This is a genomic window from Pseudoduganella sp. R-34 (assembly GCF_049904655.1).
In the GTDB taxonomy this organism is placed as follows: Bacteria; Pseudomonadota; Gammaproteobacteria; order Burkholderiales; family Burkholderiaceae_D; genus Rugamonas.
This window is the reverse complement of the sequence record NZ_CP184572.1, coordinates 5,989,139-6,005,923: the sequence shown is the minus strand read 5'-3', so window position 1 is coordinate 6,005,923 and position 16,785 is coordinate 5,989,139. Positions and strand designations below refer to the sequence as shown.

Here is a 16,785-nt window from a genome sequence, read left to right as displayed (position 1 = left end):
GCCAGGAAATCGCATCAATGACGAAGCCATTAACTTTTGACGGTCCGGTTGAGGACCCGTGTAACCTGATCGTCGGCGCCAAGAGTGGCGTCTGCCTGGTCGACCCCAAACACCTCGACGTGATCGCCCAGATGCCGCTGCCGGGCATTACCATTTTCGTGCACGGAGTGAATTCCGATGGCGAGTGGTACACGCAGACGGAAGATGGCATCTGCAAAGGCCTGAACGACCGCCTCAAACGCAATGAGGGACAGATTGTTCATGCTACGCCGGAAGGCGGCCAGCTACGGCCAGCCAAATATATGGAGGAGTTGACGCCGGATGGGTTCATTAATCCCGAGCTGAACGAAAATTCTTTTGTTGATTGTGCGGGTAGTTTCTCTCCGGTGATTCACTTCCGCTGGGGGTATAAGGCTAGCAGCGAAGAACTGCAGAAGTTTGGCGATTCCATTTACCTCAATGAAAAGAACTATTGGGGAGGTGGGCCATTTGCCAACGGGTGCACATCGCTGCCCGACCTATGGGGAAGCGGCATCGACGACACTCTGTTTCTGTGGCTGCACATCCAACACATGAACCCGACCAATGATCGACTGGTGTATTCCTGCCCACCCCGGCCTTACTACGTGCTGGCCGCGTTGCGCCTGGCGAAGCTGGTCGAATCGATCCGTAAGAAGCAGGCCGATACCCCGATTACTATCGTCTGCCATAGCCAAGGCAATATGATCGGCATTGCGGCTGCATTTCTCGGTGATCGGCTCGATCCCGTCAGTGACGCGACCGGTAAAACTGGCAACTGCGTAGCAGATACCTACGTGCTGTGCAATCCGCCTTACAGCTTATTGCAAGAGAACGCTACCCAGACCTGGGCCGAGCGCGGGATGAAAGACGAAGAGGGGCGTAGGGGGCGTACAAGTGGCGAGGCCCGCTACAAGACGCTGGCCGCCTTCTTTGACATCATACGGAAGCAGGCGGCATACGAGCAACCAGCATCTGTCGTTGATGAACTCATGAAAAACGAAGCGCATGGTTTCGATGCGCGAAGCGACCGTAACAAGTATGGCTATGGCGACAAATTGACAACGTTTGGACGCGTAACCCTGTATTTCAATCCGCACGACCAAGTAATTTCATCCTCCACCATTCAAGGCATAGGCTGGCGTGGCCTGAGCCAGCAAGAGATCAATGCCACCAGCGGCCACGGTGTGTTCAGTCAAAGGGTGTTCGCGCAAGGATTCAAAGTTGGTGAGCAGGGGCAATACGACTTTGCACAGGCGATGAAAGACCGCGGCATTAAGGAGTTCTGGCACCCGCCTTCGCCGATAGCAAAATATTCCATTTCAAAAGGCCTTGCGGCCAACACGAATATTTTTGGCAAAGTGATGACGCTTGTAAGCGCTCCGTTGGTAGTGGTAGCAACATCGCTGGCTCGTACACGCATCAATGGCAGCCCGCCAGAAAACTGGAAGACGCCACTTACCGCACCAAACCTGCCAGATTCGTTCTTGCCAGTTGCGCTGCGTTTTGGCCAGCCGTGCGCCGACTTCGATCAGAGCTACGATGCTCCGGGCGACTCGCGCGACAAGAATCGTGAACGCAACGAAGGTGACGCTTATGCTGGCGACCGGACCATTCCGCGTGGTGGCTCAGAGGGTTCGACACGCAAGGGTACCGATACGGCAGAAGGTGATCAGTCTTCCGAGGCCGGCTTGCGTTATGAGCACCATGCCATGCTACGCATGCAGGCGAAACGGGAGGGCCTCTATAAAAATGGAGATCAAGTGATGGAAGAAGACGATCCAAGTACTGCCAGTGCAGAATACAATGCTTGGCGCACCAAGAAAATCAAAGAGAGCCTGGCTGATAACATCGACACACATGCGACAGACCATTCGACGATTATGACTAACGGCATGCATGCACAAAAGGCGCTTGCCTACGACGTGGCAGTTGGCGCTTGCTATATCAAAGCAGTAGATTTTACCGAGTTACGAAAGGCTGCAGACTGGCGATTCCTTCGTGGTCTTGATGACGATAATTCTAACAAGCGATTCAAGGAATATTTTGAATTAGGGAAGTTCAAGAAATTAGCTGTTCACACTTGGGCGGAAAACGATCCTGAAGGCAGCATGCCTATTAAGATCGTTAATCAACGAGGCTTCTTTGCCAAAGTACCCAAGGGGGCACAATGAAATTTCTGTCTGAGACGCGTACGCGCCGAGTCGCCTGTGCCTTATTCGCCTTTGTTCTTGCAGTCATTGCGGCCTTCGTAATTACGAGAGGAGCCGCTGAATCCTCGCCAAATTTGCTATCTGATGGTGACCTTATGAAACGTTCCTTGGTTTTTCCCGCCTTGTTTGGAGCTGGCGTACTGGCTTTGTTAAGCCTCGGCACACATGCAGCCGCCCAGCCGGTGCCCGCAGCGGCTGAGTCGGCGGTACCAAATTTAGTAAAGCCCTTTATGGCTCAAGTCGTTGGCCTTCAATGGCTTAACCCGCTGCAGAGGCGGGATTATCCGACCGAGTGGCAATTACTTTGGACCTTAGGGCTTGTGCAGCCTAACAAGGACGATGACATGGTTAAATTAAAGCCTGAGAAATTCTCGAAGGTTCAAGCGATAGGAATTATCGCCTCGGGCAATAATGGAAGGGAGTCATTCAAGGGATATCATCACAAGTACGTTGATGCCCTTACCGAGCTCTTTCACGACATCTATTTTTCCAGTCCAACGTATTTTTACAACGCCCATTCGCTCACAGACAAGAAGACATGGCGTGAGTTGGCTGGTATCCACGTCGAGTATGCGCTGCCAGAAGGTCGCTTGAATCCGATCGAGGCCGCAACATACACGCGGGAACGCATTATTGATACGTTTGACATTGGAAACCCGAACTTTCCCAAAGCATGGAACCGCGACACGCCACCTGACGTACGCGTAACGATGGGCGGCCCCAACGCCGGTTTCACTTCGCTGGCTGCAGGTCTCGACTACCTACAAGCACATCCAAACGAAACAGTCTGGGTGATGAACTGGGATGCCCCGAGCTTTCCGCCGAAAGACGAGCAGATAAACGAAAACATGGTGCTTTTGGTTCTTGCTGGCCCAGACTACAGCACTGAGCGCGCGCCACTGGCCTGGATCGGTTACCCTGCCACGCAAAAAGTGGCGGACTTTGAAGCGCAAAAAGGCCAGCCGCCGCGCCAGATCCAAGCTTGGAAGGCAGTAGTCGAAACCGCCGCTCGGAACGTCGGCAAGCAGGATAGCGATATCGGCTACGTTATTCATGACGCCAACAATACCCATTCCGCCTCATCCGAGCGTATCGGCGCACTGGCTCAAACCCTGACGACTGAACTGGTGGATTTCGATTTCACGAAGCAGACCTTCAATACTCCTGCGCTGCTGGGCGAAATGGGCGCCGGCACGGCGCTAACCAATGTCGCACTTGGTATTGCTTACGCCAATCATATTGGCAAGAACGTGCTGGTCGCTGGTACAACCAACGCGGAACAGCCGACAGCAGTCGTTGTAAGCCCGCCTGCCAAAGTGCGGCCAATCGATCTAAACGCTCCTTGGTTCCGGGCTCGGGGTGGCGGCAGCGCATTCCTGCCTTGGTGGGGACTGCGTCACGACGCCAAGCCTGGCTCGCAAGGCTATTCGCGATGAGTAAGGCCGTCACATGCGCGGCGTGATCCGCCTGAACGACCCCACCAGCCATGGTGGCATCGTCATCAGTGCATCACCTAATTCCAAGGTCCATGGAATCGCTGTCGCCCGCAAGGGTGACAGCTGTACCTGCCCAGTGCCTGGTCATGGCGTTTGCGTGATTGTTGAAGGTGACCCCAAAGCGCTGATCGACGGTGTGCCAGTGGCATTTGACGGTCATAAAACCAGCTGTGGCGCGACCCTTATCACCACTGCCCCGAAGAGCACCCGCGGATAACGTGGGCAGTGCATTGTCGCGGCAGATTTTGTGCGCGAAGTAGTTGCGGCAGGGGAGTATCGGTGGCAGTGCAGCCAAGGTGACTATCCAGTCGTCGCCCTTTTCCCAACAGATGCTGACTATGAATCGATTCTTACTTTTGCCTGCCCTCTTTAGCACGAGTGTCATGGCATTGCTTAACCTTGGCGCGTGCAGTACGACCCGGTCTGAGCCTGCCGCCGCGATGGGGGCGCTGCAGGAAGCCAAACCATTTCAGGCACAAGTCGTTGGGCTGCAATGGCTTAACCTGCTGCAACGGCGGGATTATCCGACCGAGTGGCAATTGCTTTGGACCTTGGGGCTTGTTCAGCCTAACAACGACGATGACATGGTTAAGTCAGATCCCAAGTCATTCTCGGAGCTCCGGGCGATAGGCATTATCGCGAGCGGTAATGATGGGGTGGAAACCTTCAATGGATTTCATCACAAGTACGTTGATTCACTGACGCTAAGATTTCACAAGAATTACTTTTCAAGTTCGACATATTTTTATAATGTCCACTCCTTAAAGGACAAGAAAACGTGGCGAGAATTGGCTGGCATTCACGTCGAGTATGCATTGCCCGAGGGGCGCCTGGATCCAATCGAGGCGGCAACCTACACACGAGAGCGCATCGTTGATACGTTTGATATTGGCAATCCTAACTTCCCCGCCGCATGGAGCCGGAGTACCCCGCCAGACGTACGTGTAACGATGGGCGGTGCCAATGCTGGATTCACATCGTTGGCCGCTGGTCTCGACTATTTGCAAGCGCACCCAAACGAAACGGTCTGGGTGATGAACTGGGACGCCCCGAGCTTCCCGCCAAAAGACGCGCAGATTAACGAGAATATGGTGCTGCTGGTGCTCGCTGGTCCGAACTACAAGACGGAGCGTGCACCGCTGGCTTGGATTGGCCATCCGGCCGCCACGAACGTGGTGGACTTCGAAGGCCAGGAAGGACAGCCGTCTCGCGAAGTCCAGGCTTGGAGGGCGACTATGGAAGCCGCGGCACGTAACGTTGGCAAGCTAAATGGCGACATTGGCTACGTCATTCATGATGCCAACAAGACTCACTCTGCTTCTTCTGAACGCATCAGCGCCTTGGCTCAAACACTCACCACTGAGTTGGTGGACTTCGATTTCAAGAAGCAGGCCTTCAATACTTCGGCCCTATTGGGCGAGATGGGGGCTGGCACGGCGCTGACCAACGTTGCACTTGGCATCGCCTACGCCAATCACCTGGGCAAGCACGTGCTGGTGGCAGGCACCACCGACGCCGAACAGCCAACGGCAGTCGTGGTGAGCCCACCCGCCAAGGTACGCCCGATCGATCCGAACGCGCCGTGGTTCCGAGCCCGCGGCGGGGGCAACGCATTCCTGCCTTGGTGGGGATTGCGCCACGATGCAGGACCGGAGCCGCAAGGCTATTCCGACTGAGGTGGGCAGGATGCGTAGGGAACAGTCAGCCGCGCACGGCTGAAATCATGTTTCTTTGGCTTTTGTATAATTGCGCTTCTACTAATATTGCAATGTTACAACATGGAAGAAGCCACTACCCCGGAACAACCAAAGCGCACCAGGAAACTGGGCCGCATCGCCATCTACATCTTTGCCGCAGTCGGGCTACTGTTCTCGGTGTTGATCGCCGTGATGGCGCTGCAATCCAAGCCGCAGGCGCCGCGCACCTTCGACGCGAACGAAGCCATCGACGGCGTCATGACGCGCAACTATGGCAAGTACTCGGAATCCCAGCAAGGCTGGCTGTATGTCGATGAAACGAGTCACGTCACTTACCTCGTGACCGTGGTGCAGCAAAAGAAAGTGGACGGCAAGGAGGGCGATGAGCTCTACCTGGTCACCAGCGGCCGTGCCATCGCAAACAAGGACGAGGACGATTCATTCTACGGCGTGTTCCAACTGCGCTACCGCGACGGCCAGCTGTATGAATACAGCGATCCGTGCCGCCCAAGCGATGTCGATCCGGTGACTCCGGAGCGCGTGCATTTCGAGGCCTTGAGTGCCGATGTATGGGGATGGGTGGTGAAGACCAGCTCCTATGAATCTGGCGTGGGCGAACATTTCACCACTACCAGGAACGTGGTCCTGGCGCCGCGCAACGAACAGATCGCGGAGCTGGCCGAGTTCACTGCGGCATTCCAGGTTCTGGGCGGAGGCGATTGCAAGGAAACCGAAAGCCAGTACGCTGACTGGGAAAAAGCCCAGGCTGAAAAAAAGGCTGCTCCGGCCGAGGCTGACAGCGCGCAGGAAGCTTCGAACGAGGAGACGGCGGAGGAGTTCGAACTCGTTCCGCCGCGTTGCACCCAGCTGCAATGGTCTTATCGCACCGACCCGGTCAGCGATTCGACCTTTACCCCGCTGTACATCACACGCAAGGCGGGCATGCAGGGCGGTGCCCAGGTCCCGGCGAAAACCTGGAAGGTGATGTTCGATCCGAAGAGCTATACCTACCTGCTGCCGGAAGAGTTGAAGAACGTCGGCATGTGATGCTGCACAGGCCCTAGCGGAACTGGGCCAGGATGCGCGCGAGCGTGCCGTCCCTGGCTGCGGCAGCGATCGCACGGTTGGCTTCTCCCAGGCTGAGATGGCCCTTGCGCGAGACCGCGCAGCGGGTCGTGAAGCTCGCTGCGGTCAGGGGCGGGTGCAGGTTCAGTGGAAAGGCCCGCAGGCGCTGCCGGTATTCGAGGACAGCGCGCGCGATCAGCACATGGTGCACCCGGCCGCGCGCCAGCTTCTCGAGATTGGTCTCCATATTGGGCGAATCGTCCCGTACAAAGCCGGCGCCCAGGACCTTTTCGATTTCAGGATGCTGGTAGCCTAGGATGGTGCCGATGGCCTGTCCGCGCAGGTCGGCGATGGAATGCGGTTGCGGTTGGCGGGCGTCAGTAACCAGCACTTCCTCTGCCGTGAACACCGGCTCCGTCCATAGATAGTCCCCTTCGATCCATTCCGGCGTATAGCCGCACAGGATGTCGGCCTCGCCCTGCTGCAAGGCCCTGGCAATGCGCTTGCGCGGCAGCAGCAGGAAGCGCAGCTCGCGCCCTGTGCCGCGCGCCAGCGCCTCTCCCAGCATCTTGTGGACGCCGTCCGCCAGGCGCCCATTCTCAATGCGCGACATGGGCATGTCGGCCGCACGGTCGACCAGCACGACCAGTTCGCCGCCCCATGCATGTGGCGCGCACAGCAAGCAGACGAGGGCGAGCAGGTAAAACGTTTTCATACGCAGCGGTCGCAAGGACACTGATTGAGTTGTACTGCATTGTGTGCAATGCTTACTTCCTCCCCGCACTAAAGGCTGGGGTTTCCTGCTTCCAGCGTCGCACGTCCGCGGCGGAGAATGTTTAACGCAGCATCACGATCTCGTTCATGTATCACACCGCGTTCGCTGCATTCCCATTCTCTTATTCCAAGGCCTGCGATACCTTTCGGTCCCACCTTGGCGCTCGATCGTGGATCGGGGTTCCGCAATTCGAGCAGGTCTGGGTGGTAAAGCGTTCGTCCACTTTCACGTACCGGGGCATGGCGACATCCTTCAAGCCGAGGTCAATACCAACACCGTGGTCGAGCGGAAGACCTGGGGGGCTGCAAACTCGATCACAATATTGAGGAACTAATTGCCCCAGCTATCTTACGCAAAATAGCTGCCATCCTTGATTTTTCCCTTCGGGAAGCGGACGCGAGCAGAACACACGGAGCGTACTGATTGCAAAACGAAACGTGTTCCCTTCTCGATGCAGGTCGCTGTAACTCCAGCTCTTTGCTGCTGCCGGCGGTCAGCTTATTCAAATCGAAGCCAAGCTTGCCGCATCAGCAGCTGATTCTTCGACTTCACGCGGAAACGGAAGACATGCGTTGGCCAGGGGCTTGTGTGGTGCCAGCACCTGGCCGAGACGCTCAATGAGCTGATCGACCCGTGCATCGAATCGCCGGCACCAGGCATTGGGCCTGGCACGGGCTTTTGTTAGCGAATTTGGTGGACCAAATCGGCGTATGGGTTGCCGGCGCTTAAGGCAACCTCACGACCCCACCAATGTTGACGTCTGCAATTGAGCAAGCGGACCCCAAGCCCTTGAGTTGTTCCTGCAATGCCTTTGTCAGTTTCTCCTGCTGCATGGATGGCTGATCCATTTCGCCCCACCAGTCAGCATAGGGAATGAATCTTTCGCAACCACTGGCTGCAATGATTTCCGCGACACCTTTGGGCCCCAAGGTCACGCATTCTGAGCGAAGTTGCGAAAAATTGGCCATATCCTCGTTGCTCAAGCATGCCCAGTAACTGCCTGAGCCCGAACAATAGTGCGGAGTATGGGCAGTGAACCTTCCCAGATTGCAGGCAATGTGCCGGATTTTTCCGAACTTGGCCGCTATCGCCTCCGCCACATGAACCATCTTGTGTTCCACTTCATTGCCCGTATCAACGACCACCCAGGTCTTGTCGGTTGGGGTTGTGATCAAGTACGTATTGCCAATGTTGCGCAGTTCAGGATTGCGCACATATCCTGTCGAGCGTGGCTGCTCACCATAAAAGGGCAAAGCCGTGATTTTGATATCCCCGACGTTCAGCGGATTACTCCACCAATCGGCCTCAATGATGTTAATGAACCCCATCGCTTTGAGCGGTTCAACAAACGATGAAGTCAGAATGTTGGTGCGTCGGACTGTCGGGACGACAATCGGAATATCCCGTGGGAAGAAGGCCAGGGACGAGGGCTCAAAATGATCGCCGTGCGAATGCGAGATCAGAATTGCAGAGCACGTGCGCGAGGCGATCAACAGGCGCAAATCGCCGGTGCCAACGCCATAGCCGACGGTATGCAGCACTGGATCAATGAGCACCGATTGCCCTTGATGGACATAGAGCAGTGATGCGTGCTGCAGCCTGTATATGCCGTCCTGACTGAATGCCGCGGCAATCGTGTCGGCTTCGTCTGCCGCCTCACTGAAGCAACCTATCTCGTCGAGCCGCTTTATCAACTCATCCGATGGGGGGTCGTCAGTCTGGTCACCAGCTATCCATAATAGCGTGTCAGCCACCATCTTCACGCCTTCAGGGGTTCGCATTTTCATCAAATACTGTTCGGCAAACGAGTCTTCCCGCCTTTCATCTACCGAAACGATAAAGGTGTCCAATGGATAGCGCGGAGGGAACAGCAGGCTGTCACGCGGGGCAAACGATGCTGCGGGGGCAGCGGCGTCATATTCAAAAAAACGCTCGAAGTTCGGCAACTCTGCAGCGGCCAAAATTGCCTCGGATAATCCACCCTTTTCGTTAATAAGGTTTGCCATCGCCTGTACGACAACGCCCAGCTTTGAACTCACGTCCCCCTGTTCTTCATTAATAAGGCGAAAGGCGGTGTGTGGGGATAGATTTTTTCTTGCGTAATTCATTTAATTCCTTGTGTGAGCATTTTCCCTGTTTCAGCCGGGAGTGTCGCGGCAAACTCAAAATGTTATCAGGAAATTATAAAATTGAACACTGTCGGATGTCTTGCTGCAACACTAGATTGCTATTTGCAAGTTAATATTGATGGTGTTGACAAATTAAAAAAACGCGCTATCATGCTCAGCCTCAATAAGCCGCATCGCTTTCGTATGTTGTATGCCGAAAAAAGATACGGTTTAGCCAAGGCAAAGCAGGGCAACCCAGGCGCATTTCCATTGATTCAAAAAGGTTACCTGTGCAATTCCCTGCAAACTTGCAAATTCACATTGAAAAACTGCATGCCCAAGGCACTCCCTTTACCCAAATCGTCATGAATTTGGTGGTAACCGGGGGATATGCGGCGCATTTCGCGCAGCGCATTGTGGAAACCGTGCTCGATCATGGCGCCAACGACTTTCAGGCAGTCAGCGATGAAAGATTACATGGGCAGGCCCTGCCCGCCATAGACACCGGCAAGGGTGATCTGTTTGTCGAACTGCCAGATCGCCGGGTACGTATCGCAATGGAACAATTTGCGCCGCGTCTGGTATTGCTCGATGATTTCCTGTCTGAAGAGGAGTGCGACGCCCTGTGCGAGCTCGCCCATGACTCGCTTGAGGCGGCAATGGTGCTGCATGCTAATCACGAGCACGGCATCCAATTTGATGATTACCGCAAGTCGGACACATGCAGGCTGGATGCGGCGCGACAGCCACTGCCAATGGCAATAGAGAGGCGTATCGAAGCGCTGACAGGGTGGCCGCAGGCTTGGGGCGAGCCGCTGGAGATCCAACGCTATGGCGCGCACGGCAGCTTCAAGCCTCACTATGATTATTTCTTGGAAGGTAACGAATATTTTGAAAATTCGGTCCAGAATGGCGGGCAGCGCCTGGCGACCCTGATCGTTTACTTAAAACAGCCGGAGCGCGGTGGCGCCACGTTTATGGCTAACTTGGGCGTGCGCGTGATGCCAAGAAAGGGCAGCGCGCTCTTCTTTTCTTATCCAACGCCAACCGTGCAATGCGGCACCCTGCATGCGGGCGACCCGGTGCAAAGCGGTGAAAAATGGATAATGACAAAATGGTTTCGCCAGTACGCTCATGAGTAATTGCCAGCCACGGGTGACAAAATAGGTTTGCCCCCAAAATATTGAAAGCGACATGGCGGCGCCTTATGTACGCCTATTGCGCATCGTGCAATGGGTGTGGCGCCATCCGCATATATTTTCGCCTGGAATTATTTAGTCTTTTGCTGCGATAAAATCATTCTCCCTGTATTTACTTTTTTTAAAATGATAATTATTATTCCTATCCCAGATTTATTTGGGGTAGGTTGCGATTATATCGGAGTGCCTGATAATTGACGGTGTAGACCGTGCGTTATGGCACTCTTATATCGCGGAGTATTAATTTATCATTTTTAAAATAATGGAAAAAATTGAGTTGAATAAGCGTACCTTGCGTACGTTAACCCTGAGTGAGCTGGAGCTTGTTGGAGGCGCAAGCGAAGACGGTGACGAGGATCCAGATGGTTCCAAACAAAAGCCAAAGCCAGACACCTTGCCAACGAATTGCCCGTGCCCGACTGAACTGTGCCCGGTGCCGTCCGACAGATGCCCTCCGGGCACCTCGAGGAACGTTCGTTGCTGTCCAAACACTGGTGACTAAAAAACGCTGAAAGATTGCCGGCTCCAGAACGCTTGGGCCGGCAATTTTCCATCTGGATGAGCCAGCTCCGCACCCTATTCTTTTCCTGTTGAAGTGACCAACATGTTTGCCGCGCACGATCAAACTGAACGCCAGAACCTGACGCAATTGATGGGCAACCCTAATTATCCATACTTGTCCGGTGGGCTGGCCGGCGGGCTGCTCATGCAAACCGAGCGCTACGCGGTCCACCCGACAGCCGAGCGGCGCGCGAGGCTGGAGCAGCTACTGCAAGCGCTAATCAATGCAATTCAAAAACACCCATTGGAGGTCAACCTGTGGTCCGGCCTGGTAGGCATCCTGTATGCGTTCGAATTCGTCCGCGCCAGCGCACCGGAAATACTACCAGCCGCAGTAGCAGATTTTGTTGACGAAATGGATGCCCAGCTCGGCGATTACATCAGGAGCCGGGCCACCACCTTACATTTCGATCTCATTTCTGGCGTCGCAGGTATTGGTGCATATGCACTGATGCGCACTAACCTTGAAGCTGCCCGTAACCTTTATGCAATCGTCGAGGCGAGCCTGGTGGCGATGTCTACAAGGACTACCGCAGGCCGTACCTGGCACACTCAACCCATACACCTAGGCCCGCTGGCCCCCGCGTCCGCGCGCGAGAATGGCCATACCGACCTGGGCATCGCTCACGGCTTGCCCGGCGTAGTGCTGCTGCTGGCAGGTGCTCACTATCACGGCCTGGGCACCAGCGCGACTCCTGGCTTGCTGCAGGAGGCAGTTGCTGCGCTGCTGGAGTATCAGTCGGACCCAGTGAAAGGCAGTCGCTACAGTTATTACACGAGCCAGAAGTTGTCGCAAGCCAGCCGTTTGGGCTGGTGCTATGGCGACCTGAGTGCAGGATTTGCATTGCACGGCGCCGCGACGGCCCTCGTGCAACCGGCCCTGGCCTCGCAAGCCCACGAAATTGTCCTGTCGCGCCTTGCGCAACCTGAGGCATCGTTCGGCTTCAGTGACAACACACTCTGCCACGGACATGGGGGAGCCCTACATATGGTACACAAACTGAATGCCGCCGCGCCGGCTCCGCGCTACGCCGAGTTCCTTCGCACGCGTCTGGACTTGCTAGGTGATGGCCGGGATCACTATGCCCTGCAGCCAGGCCTGCTTGAAGGCAGCTGCGGCGTATTGCTGGCAATGGAAGATCGACATTCGCGCGGGCGCCACCATTGGGATGTTTGCCTGACATTCGGTTTCTGATTAACGCTGGCCATATGCCCTGTACCGCAAACTTTGACACTCATGACCACTGATCTCCGCTTCACCCATCGCGATTTCTTTATTTTGCGCGCGCCATTTCTGCCTGCCAAAGTCTGGCTGGAATATCGGCACAATACTGCAGTTGGCGCTGCCGATCCAGCCGAGCTTCTTTGGACCAAGCGCATGGGCGCGGCGCGTGAACTGTTCGCTCGCGCCCCGGTAAGTGAAGCGATCTACTTGGCAAGCGGCGAGCTGCACCATCGGCTTCAGTCATCCGATTGGGATAGCGCGCGAGCGGACAGCCGCAAGCTTCTCCTGACGTTCGAGCGCTACCTGAACCGCATGTGCCTGCGGTCGACCCCTTTTGGGATGTTTTCCACCGTAGCCATCGGTCGCATCACTAGTGATGGCTATCATGGCCCCGCTCAGTTGGAAGGCGATGGCAGCGGCGTACGGCGCGCCCGCGTCGATGCCGGCTTTCTACAAATTCTTTGCGACCAGATGGTGATCCGGCACCGCGAACAACTTCCCTACCTCGCAAATCGCTCGGCATATGTCAGCGGCGAGTTCCTGAAATATACGGATTGGTCCAGCACCTCCACCGGCGGACGGAATTACCAACTGGCCCAGGTTGATCGGCACCCGGTAGTGGAAGCAATTTTGGCACTTTGCGACGCAGCCCCATTGCTGCCGCAACAGGTGTGCGAACGCGTCGCCGGCAAATTCCCGCAGGTGCCGAACGCAGTCCTTGAGGTCCTGATTGGCGACCTCATCGAAGCCCGGCTATTACTGCCAGCATTAACAATCGACCTGCTGGCCCCGGATCCTGCCCGTGCACTGGCAGCTGCACTGTTGGCTTCTCCTGCAAGCGCCGCTGGCCGAGCCTTGTTGCGGGCGGCGGACGAATTGGACGTTCTGACCGACGTCCAGGCCTTCCCCATGGCTCAATACCAGCGCATAGGAGCAGAATTGGCCGCACTTTGCGAACCAGCGCCGAAAGCACCGCAAGTAAGAGTCGATTGTTTCCGTCCGGATGCAGCGTTCAGTCTGTCCAGGCAGTATTGCGACGAGCTGCTGGCGGATTTAGGTCTGCTGATTTCTCGCTTCTGCGAAGAGGAAGCGTCCTTCAACAACTTGGCCCAGGCATTTTCGCACCGCTACGGCGAGAGCGTCGTGCCACTGACTGAACTGCTGGACGATGAAGAATTGTTTGGGGCCGGGAGCGATCCCTACAATTGCGACTTGCTACGAAAATTTGGCCTCACGAAGGGGAGTGGCCATAACGGCAATGCGCAAGACACTCTGCGTGAATTTGACAAGTTCTTGGTCGGGAAGTTGCTGGCCGCTCCCGTTGGCAGCAATACTGTATTGCGCATTACGCCGGAAGAAGTGCGGACATTCAAACGCCGCGGCAGGAAGTTCCCGGATAGCCTGTTTGCGATCATGACCGTGCTGCCCCCAACAGCCGAGGGTACGCGTACCTGGCTGCAGGGTATTTCCAATTCCAGCCTGGGGGCTTGGACCGGCCGCTTCGCTTATGGCGATCCGGCAATCGGCAATGCTCTGCGCGATATGGCAAGGACAACGGAGCAAAACGATCCCGAAGTCCTGCATGCGGAAATTTGTTACATGCCATATGGCAAACTCAACAATGTGATGTCTCGGGCCGACATCTGGCCCTACCGCATCAATCTGGTTGAAGGGGATCTGCGCGGTAGCGACAACGAAATTCCGTTGAACGACCTGCTTGTGACCGTGGTCGGCGGCGAGGTGCAGCTGTACTCGCGTCGGCACGGCAAACGGGTTATTCCGCATATGTCGTCCGCTCATAACAGCGAGCATTTTGGCAATGTCAAGGCCTACTCTCTCCTGCGTAGCCTTGAGTTGCATCCAGCGTATTTCGCGCATTTTGGATGGAGCAATTTCTTCAGGAGCTATCCTTATCTTCCACGCCTGGAATATGCCAATATTATCCTTGCGCCGGCCCGTTGGTTGATCCAAACCGGGGATTTCGTACCTGACAAGGCACTGTCCGAGCAGGAGAACAGGCGGGCGTTTGCAACTTACCTTGCACAACGCGGTCTCCCGGCACTGACCGAACTAAAAGAGTTCGACAACACGTTGCTGCTGGACCGCACCGATGAGTTGGATATGGAACAGCTCTATCGCATATACCGGAAGAGCCGCCGGCTCGTGCTGCGCGAAGTCGTTTCGCAGGCAGCGCCCGCGAACGGTGCGCCGCTGCTGACAAGGCACGAGGTGCTGCTGCCCTTTGGACCGGATGCCGTCCCAGCGGCAGTGTCACATGGTAAGGTACGAAAGCTGGATCAATGCGATCTGCCCCTCGTGGCCATGCACGAAGTTCTGTATGCCAAAATATATCTTGCTCCCACCGAGGTCGACGCGCTGCTGCTGGACGTGATCGAACCCTTGGTGCGCCGTCTGCGCGGCGCCGGACTGGCCAGCGACTGGTTCTTTATCCGCTACGCCGATCCGAACCATCACTTGCGGCTTCGATTCCTGAGCCCCGAGTTAGGACCGCTTGTGCGCGAAGTTACCAAAGTTCTCGATTCGCTGCATGAAAAGCAGCGCATTCGCCATTACCATTTCGCCCAGTATGAGCGCGAGTTGATCCGTTATGGCGGTGCACAACTGATGGGACTGAGCGAGCAACTGTTCTGCGCCGACAGCGATATTGCCATCGCTTTGCTGGGCATCGCCGGACAAGGAGAAGAAGAGCGCTGTCATGCTGCCGTCTGGTCCTGCAACACCCTGTTGGCCGACCTGGGCTACTCTATCGAGGCTCGTCACCGCATCGTAGCCACAATGGCAAACAAATACCGCGCCGAGTTCAGCGTGAGCTCCTATCAGCGCGATTTGCTGGGAAAAAATTTCCGCACGCATGCCAGCCAATTGAACTGCATCCTCGACGATACCGCCGACGCCAAGGGATGGGACGCGAATTATCGTTTGGCTGCCGCCAGCGGACTGGAACGACGTCGCGCGTTGTTGAGCACGGTGCAGCCGTTGGCAGATGAGATCGTGCAGAGCCATCTGCATATGTGCTGTATACGTTTGTTCAGCCAGCATCCGCGCTCGTATGAAGTCATCGCCTACGATGCACTGGAACGCATTTATCGCACGGCATTGGGCCGGCAACGCGCCAACACAAGGAAAGTCGCCGCATGAGTGAGCTTTTCAGGCGGGAAGCCTATGCCGCCCGCCGCCCAAAATGGCTTGGCGAAATTATCGTAATTCAACCGCCCTCGGCACGTCTCGTGTCCGCCTTGGTTGCCTGCGTGCTGGTGGGGCTGGTCTTGCTGCTCTCGCTGGGCACGTATACGCGCCGGACAACGGTGTCCGGCAAACTTGTCCCGGTTGGCGGTCTTATCCAGGTGGCGGCCAACCAGGCCGGCGTTGTGCTTGAGCGCCGCTTTGCCGAAGGAGATACCCTGCGGGCCGGGCAGATCATGTATGTCATCTCCAGCGAACGTCAAAATGGTGCACTGGCCCCTACACGCCAGACCGCTGCACACGAACTGCAGTCGCGGTCAGATTCGCTCCAGCACGAACTGAGTCTCAAGGCCGAGTATTTGCAGGATCAGGAGCGTCGCACGGTACTGCACTTGCGTACCCTGCGAGAGGAACTGGCAAAGCTGGATGAGCAACTTGCCAGCCAAAGCAAGCTGTTGACGCTGGAGCAGGGGAGCCACCAACGATTCCAGGACCTGCATGAGCGCGGCTATGTCTCCGACGAATCTTTCAAGCAAAAGCAGTCTGAACTGCTTGAGCACAGGAATCGCCTGGCTGCACTGCAACGCGAGCGTTTGGAAGTCGAGCGAAATATCAACGAACGACAAGATGACTTGGCCACAGCACGGCTGCGCCATGCCAGTGACGCGGAAGCGTTGCGCCGCCAGCTATCGTCGAACAAGCAGGAACTCAGTGAAAATGAATTGCAGCTCACCGAACTCATAGTCGCACCACGCGACGGCGTCGCCACGGCGATCCTGGCGGATACAGGCCAGGCCGTGGGGGCAGGCAGTACACTTGCAAGCTTGCTGCCGCAAGCTTCCCGGATGCAGGCGCGCTTGTACGCCCCTAGCAATGCCATCGGTTTCGTCCGTCCCAATGCGCGCGTGCTCCTGCGCTATGACGCCTATCCCTATCAGCACTTTGGTCAAGCTGGCGGCAACGTTGTTTCAGTCACTCAGGCCCCGGCCGTCGTCGGCACTGCGGTGAGCGCGGCAAACGGCGGCATTGGCACGCCTCAGTATGAAATCATCGTTGAACTGGACCAGCAGGATATTCAGGTCGCAGGCCAGATGCGCAAGCTTCCGGCCGGGATGAACTTGCAGGCCGACGTGTTGTCAGAAACGCGTAGTCTCTACCAATGGATGTTCATGCCATTCCGCGAGCTCAATGCACTGGTCGGCGCCACTAAGCCTTAAGCAGCTT

The 16,785-nt window shown here is 56.2% G+C and carries 11 protein-coding genes and 1 pseudogene; 9 read left to right on the top strand and 3 right to left on the bottom strand.

The genetic code is table 11. From position 1 onward, the window contains the following. Positions 1-17: 17 nt before the first annotated feature. The 5 genes from ACN9MW_RS27580 (at position 18) to ACN9MW_RS27560 (ending at position 6,471) form a co-directional block, all read left to right on the top strand. Positions 18-2,192 (top strand): T6SS effector phospholipase Tle3 domain-containing protein, encoded by a 2,175-nt coding sequence (locus ACN9MW_RS27580; RefSeq protein WP_426164908.1) that lies wholly within the window; start codon positions 18-20, stop codon positions 2,190-2,192. Beyond that, positions 2,189-3,667, top strand: coding sequence for a virulence factor (locus ACN9MW_RS27575; RefSeq protein ID WP_426164906.1), 1,479 nt, complete (start codon positions 2,189-2,191; stop codon positions 3,665-3,667). The genes ACN9MW_RS27580 and ACN9MW_RS27575 overlap by 4 nt, the downstream gene beginning before the upstream one ends. Before the next feature lie 13 nt (positions 3,668-3,680). After that, positions 3,681-3,944, top strand: a complete 264-nt coding sequence (locus tag ACN9MW_RS27570; protein ID WP_426164904.1) for a PAAR domain-containing protein — start codon at positions 3,681-3,683, stop codon at positions 3,942-3,944. 166 nt (positions 3,945-4,110) lie between these two features. Continuing rightward, positions 4,111-5,403, top strand: a complete 1,293-nt coding sequence (locus ACN9MW_RS27565) for a hypothetical protein (RefSeq protein ID WP_426164902.1) — start codon at positions 4,111-4,113, stop codon at positions 5,401-5,403. Positions 5,404-5,505: 102 nt separating this feature from the next. Next, positions 5,506-6,471, top strand: coding sequence for a hypothetical protein (locus tag ACN9MW_RS27560; RefSeq protein WP_426164900.1), 966 nt, complete (start codon positions 5,506-5,508; stop codon positions 6,469-6,471). 13 nt (positions 6,472-6,484) lie between these two features. Here ACN9MW_RS27560 and ACN9MW_RS27555 read toward each other — a convergent pair whose 3' ends face one another. The 3 genes and pseudogenes from ACN9MW_RS27555 to ACN9MW_RS27545 form a co-directional block, all read right to left on the bottom strand. After that, positions 6,485-7,204: a substrate-binding periplasmic protein gene (locus ACN9MW_RS27555; protein ID WP_426164898.1), complete on the bottom strand. Its 720-nt coding sequence runs from the start codon at positions 7,202-7,204 to the stop codon at positions 6,485-6,487. Positions 7,205-7,272: 68 nt separating this feature from the next. Next, a pseudogene (locus tag ACN9MW_RS27550) lies at positions 7,273-7,724 on the bottom strand (zinc ribbon domain-containing protein); the annotation flags it as partial. Positions 7,725-7,989: 265 nt separating this feature from the next. Beyond that, a complete protein-coding gene (locus ACN9MW_RS27545; protein WP_426164896.1) occupies positions 7,990-9,372 on the bottom strand; it encodes an MBL fold metallo-hydrolase in 1,383 nt (460 codons plus the stop codon). A 290-nt stretch (positions 9,373-9,662) separates the two neighbouring features. Between ACN9MW_RS27545 and ACN9MW_RS27540 the strand changes: the two genes are divergently transcribed. From ACN9MW_RS27540 to ACN9MW_RS27525, 4 genes are all read left to right on the top strand, one after another. Then, on the top strand, positions 9,663-10,514 hold the full coding sequence (locus tag ACN9MW_RS27540; RefSeq protein ID WP_426164894.1) for a 2OG-Fe(II) oxygenase: 852 nt from the start codon (positions 9,663-9,665) through the stop codon (positions 10,512-10,514). Between the two features lie 661 nt (positions 10,515-11,175). Next, entirely contained in the window at positions 11,176-12,327 is a 1,152-nt protein-coding gene (locus ACN9MW_RS27535; protein WP_426164892.1) for a lanthionine synthetase LanC family protein, read from the top strand. Positions 12,328-12,369: 42 nt separating this feature from the next. Continuing rightward, positions 12,370-15,516: a lantibiotic dehydratase gene (locus ACN9MW_RS27530; RefSeq protein WP_426164890.1), complete on the top strand. Its 3,147-nt coding sequence runs from the start codon at positions 12,370-12,372 to the stop codon at positions 15,514-15,516. Then, the gene (locus ACN9MW_RS27525) at positions 15,513-16,778 is read left to right on the top strand and encodes an HlyD family secretion protein (protein ID WP_426164888.1); all 1,266 of its coding nucleotides are present in this window, start codon (positions 15,513-15,515) and stop codon (positions 16,776-16,778) included. Before ACN9MW_RS27530 ends, ACN9MW_RS27525 begins: the two co-directional genes overlap by 4 nt. The last annotated feature ends 7 nt before the right edge of the window (positions 16,779-16,785 follow it).